General features: G+C 73.6%; 6 protein-coding genes. 2 read left to right on the plus strand and 4 right to left on the minus strand.

Going from position 1 to position 4,341, the window contains the following annotated elements; all coding sequences use genetic code 11:
* The 3 genes from G3I40_RS30915 to hisI form a co-directional block, all read right to left on the minus strand.
* Positions 1 to 315, minus strand: a 315-nt coding sequence (locus G3I40_RS30915; protein ID WP_164305931.1) for a TIGR02234 family membrane protein, incomplete at its 3' end; no start/stop codon positions are given.
* A gap of 49 nt (positions 316 to 364) precedes the next feature.
* On the minus strand, positions 365 to 1,858 hold the full coding sequence (locus G3I40_RS30920; RefSeq protein ID WP_164305932.1) for an anthranilate synthase component I: 1,494 nt from the start codon (positions 1,856 to 1,858) through the stop codon (positions 365 to 367).
* Between the two features lie 11 nt (positions 1,859 to 1,869).
* Positions 1,870 to 2,289 carry a phosphoribosyl-AMP cyclohydrolase gene (hisI, locus tag G3I40_RS30925; RefSeq protein WP_164305933.1) on the minus strand — a complete coding sequence of 140 codons (420 nt, stop codon included), beginning with the start codon at positions 2,287 to 2,289 and terminating at the stop codon, positions 1,870 to 1,872.
* 83 nt (positions 2,290 to 2,372) lie between these two features.
* Between hisI and G3I40_RS30930 the strand changes: the two genes are divergently transcribed.
* Positions 2,373 to 3,008 (plus strand): TIGR03085 family metal-binding protein, encoded by a 636-nt coding sequence (locus G3I40_RS30930; protein WP_164305934.1) that lies wholly within the window; start codon positions 2,373 to 2,375, stop codon positions 3,006 to 3,008.
* Positions 3,009 to 3,045: 37 nt separating this feature from the next.
* The gene (locus G3I40_RS30935; protein WP_164305935.1) at positions 3,046 to 3,444 is read left to right on the plus strand and encodes a VOC family protein; all 399 of its coding nucleotides are present in this window, start codon (positions 3,046 to 3,048) and stop codon (positions 3,442 to 3,444) included.
* Between the two features lie 27 nt (positions 3,445 to 3,471).
* On the opposite strand, the gene G3I40_RS30940 is transcribed toward G3I40_RS30935, so the two are convergent.
* Positions 3,472 to 4,341, minus strand: an 870-nt coding sequence (locus G3I40_RS30940) for an MFS transporter (RefSeq protein ID WP_164305936.1), incomplete at its 5' end; no start/stop codon positions are given.

Genomic DNA, 4,341 nt, shown 5'->3' on the forward strand with positions numbered 1-4,341 from the left:
CGCGAGCAGGGCGGCGACCAGGATGCGGCCCGCCCGGCGCACCGCGAACACGGCGACGAGGGCGGCGAGTCCCACTATGGCCAGGGCCGCGGGGACGCCCGTGACATCGCTGCCCTTGGCGTCCAGCGGCAGCTTGCCGCCGGCCACGGCGGCGACGCCGGAGCACCACTCCTGCCGGGACGCCAGCAGCGCGACCGCGGCGCCGACGGCACCGAAGAGCAGGGCGACACCGAGGCTGCGCCGGCCGTTCTTGCTCGGCTCTGCGCTCTCGGCGGCATCGGTTCGGGGGTGCGGTACGGCAGTCACGTACTCCACTATCGCCTGTCCGTACAGGTGTGTGCGCCCCGGGGGCGGGAGGCGTGGGTCACTTCACACCCGCGCCGGCGCCGAGCCGGTTCGCCGTGTGGACGGCGCGCAGCACCGCGGCCGCCTTGTTGCGGCACTCGGTGTCCTCGGCGACCGGGTCCGAATCGGCGACGACACCGGCGCCCGCCTGCACGTACGCGGTGCCCCCGCGCAGCAGCGCGGTGCGGATGGCGATGGCGGTGTCGGAGTCGCCGGCGAAGTCGAGGTAGCCGACGCAGCCGCCGTACAGGCCGCGCCGGGACGGCTCCAGTTCGTCGATGATCTGCATCGCGCGGGGCTTGGGCGCGCCGGAGAGGGTGCCGGCGGGGAAGCAGGCGGTGAGCACGTCGTAGGCGGTGCGGCCCTCGGCGACCGTGCCGGTGACGGTCGACACGATGTGCATGACGTGCGAGTACTTCTCGACGGACATGAAGTCGACGACCTCGACGGAGCCGGGTTCGCAGACGCGGCCGAGGTCGTTGCGCCCGAGGTCGACGAGCATGAGGTGCTCGGCGCGCTCCTTGGGGTCGGCGAGGAGTTCCTCGGCGAGCGCCTGGTCGGCCTGGGGGGTGGCGCCGCGCGGCCGGGTCCCGGCGATGGGGTGGACCATGGCCCGCCCGTCCTCGACCTTGACGAGGGCCTCGGGGGACGAGCCGACGACGTCGAACCCGTCGAACCGGAAGAGGTACATGTACGGGGAGGGGTTCGTCGCCCGCAGGACCCGGTACACGTCCAACGCGCTCGCCGTGCACGGCGTCTCGAACCGCTGGGACGGCACGACCTGGAAGGCCTCGCCCGCGCGGATGCGCTCCTTGATGTCCTCGACGGCGTCCTGGTACTGCTCGCCGCCCCACAGGGCGGTGAACTCCGGGAGCTCGGACGGCGGCAGGGCGGCCGGGGCGGAGTCGACCGGCTTGCCGAGGTCGGCCTCCATGGCGTCGAGGCGGGCGACGGCGTCGGCGTAGGCCTCGTCGACGCCCGTGGCGAGGTCGTTGTGGTTGATCGCGTTGGCGATCAGCAGGACGGAGCCGTCCCAGTGGTCGAGCACGGCGAGGTCGCTGGTGAGCAGCATCGTCAGCTCGGGCAGTCGCAGGTCGTCCCGCTCGCCGGGGCCGATCTTCTCCAGGCGGCGCACGATGTCGTAGCCGAGGTAGCCGACCATGCCGCCGGTGAAGGGCGGCAGGCCCTCGTAGCGCGGGGTGTGCAGCGTCTCGACGGTGGCGCGCAGGGCGGTCAGCGGGTCGCCGTCGACGGGGACGCCGACCGGCGGGGTGCCCAGCCAGTGGGCCTGGCCGTCGCGCGTGGTCAGGGTCCCGGCCGCGCGCACGCCCACGAACGAGTACCGGGACCAGGACCGGCCGTTCTCCGCGGACTCCAGGAGGAACGTGCCCGGCCGCTCGGCGGCGAGCTTGCGGTACAGGCCGACGGGGGTGTCGCCGTCCGCGAGGAGCTTGCGGCTGACGGGGATCACGCGGCGGTCGGTCGCGAGCTTGCGGAAGGTCTCAAGATCCATGGCGGCCGACCCTACTGCGTGACGGGGAGGACGTCGGCGTCGAAGCAGGTCCGGGCGCCGGTGTGGCAGGCGGCGCCCACCTGGTCGACCTTCACCAGGACGGTGTCGGCGTCGCAGTCGAGCGCGACCGACTTCACGTGCTGGAAGTGACCGGAGGTGTCGCCCTTGACCCAGTACTCCTGACGGCTGCGCGACCAGTAGGTGCAACGGCCGGTGGTCAGGGTGCGGTGCAGCGCCTCGTCGTCCATCCAGCCGAGCATGAGCACCTCGCCGGTGTCGTACTGCTGGGCGATGGCGGGGACCAGACCGTCGGCGCTGCGCTTGAGGCGGGCGGCGATGGCGGGGTCGAGGTGGCGGGAGGGCGCGCTGCGGTGCGGGGCACCGCCTTCAGGGGCGGTGGTCGGGAGGCGGGAGGGGGGCTCGCTGGTCATAGGTGCCATTGTGCCGCGCCCCGATGGCGTCTTGGCGTGCCGTCCACTGTCCGGACGCCCGGGCCGGTCGTAGGCTGGCGGCCATGTCGACCCATGCCAAGCGTGAACGGCTTCTCCTGGCTGATCTGTTGGAGGCGGCGGGCCCCGAGGCCCCCACTCTGTGCGAGGGCTGGACCGCCCGCGACCTCGCGGCCCACGTGGTGGTGCGCGAGCGCCGCCCGGACGCGGCGAGCGGCGCCTTCGTCAAACCTCTCGCGTCCCGTCTTGAACGGGTGCGCGGGGAATTCCGCGAGAAGCCGTACGAGGAACTGATCCAGCTGATCCGTACGGGTCCCCCGCGCTTCTCGCCGTTCAGCCTCAAGCAGATCGACGAGGCGGCGAACGCGGTGGAGTTCTACGTCCACGCCGAGGACGTGCGGCGCGCCCAGCCCGACTGGTCGCCGCGCGCGCTCGACCCGGTCTTCTCCGAGGCGCTGTGGTCGCGCCTGGAGCGGATGGCGAGGATGGTGGGGCGCAAGGCGCCGGTGGGCGTGGTGCTGCGTCGCCCGGACGGTCAGACGGCGGTCGCCCACCGCGGTACGCCGGTGGTGACGGTCACCGGTGAACCGGCCGAGCTCCTGATGTACGTGTTCGGCCGACAGGACGCGGCGAACGTGGAGCTGGACGGCGACAAGGCCGCCATCGCCCAGCTCGGCGAGACGAAGGCGCTCGGTCTGTAGGCATCGCGCCGCACCCGCGCCGCAAGGAAAGGCATCCATGATCAAGCTCGCCATGACCAGCGTCTACGTCGACGACGTGGCCAAGGCCCACGCCTTCTACACGGACGTGCTCGGCTTCGAGACGCGCACCCACGTGGACCTGGGCGACGGCACCTTGTTCGTGACGGTGGGCGCGGCCGGGGCCCAGGGGGACGTGGAGCTCCTCCTGGAGCCCGGCCAGGGCCCGATCGCGGAGCCGTACCGTGCGGCCCTGCGCGCGGAGGGGCTGCCGGTCGTGGTGTTCTCGGTCGAGGACGTGGCGGCGGAGCACGAGCGGCTGCAGAAGCTGGGCGTCGTGTTCACCCAGGACCCCGAGGAGCAGGGCGCGGTGATCACGGCGGTGCTCGACGACACCGTGGGCAACTATGTGCAGCTGATGCAGCGGGCGGCCGCGTAGGTCTCCCAACGACAAGTAGGTCTCCCGCTAGGGGAGTTCGGCGTTGCGCAGCGGTCGTGAGACGAGCGCCAGCGCACCGCCGGACGCGCAGACGGACGCGCACACCGCGAACACCGGGCCCGTCCCCCACTCCTGCACCGCCCAGCCGACCACCGGGAAGGACAGCGGTGCGACGCCGAAGCTGACCAGGGTGGAGGCGGAGGTGACGCGGCCGAGGTAGGCGGGGCCCGCGTACGTCTGGAGCAGCGCCCCGCTCAGGGTGCCGGCGAGCCCGACGAGCAGGCCGATCGCCAGGGCCACGGCGGCGGCGCCCGCCACGGACGGCACCTGGGCGAGGGCCGCGATCGCCACGGACCCGACGACGGTCACGCCGCCGGTGACCCGGCCGGCCCGCGCCACCCGTCCGCGCACGGTGAGCAGCAGCGCCGCGAGCCCGGCGCCGACGCCGAACCCGGCGAGGACCAGGCCCATTCCGGCGGAGCCCCACCCCCGGTCCCGGGCGAGGAGGGTCAGGCCCAGGTTCATCGGGCCCACGAAGCCGAGGTCGCCGAGGGCGATGACGAGGACGAGGGGCCGCAGCACGGGGTCGTGGGCGATGTACCGCAACCCGTCCCGGAGTTCGGAGAGGGCGCCGCCGCGCTCCTGCCGCTCGTGCGGCGGCACCTCCCGCACACGTACGGCGAGCAGGAGCGGCAGGGCGACGCCGATGAGGAGCGCCGCGCAGCCGAACGCCCCCACGGTGCCGCCGAGTGCGATGCCGAGCCCGCCGAGCGGTCCGCCCAGCACGTTGGCGAGCCGGGAGGCGAGGGCGCGCAGACCCTGGACGCGGGCGAGTTGCGCGCGTCCGGTGACAAGGGACGGCAGGGCGCCCGCGGCGGGCAGGAACACGGCGTCGAC

The sequence above is a fragment of the Streptomyces sp. SID14478 genome (assembly GCF_010548525.1).
Lineage (GTDB): Bacteria > Actinomycetota > Actinomycetes > Streptomycetales > Streptomycetaceae > Streptomyces.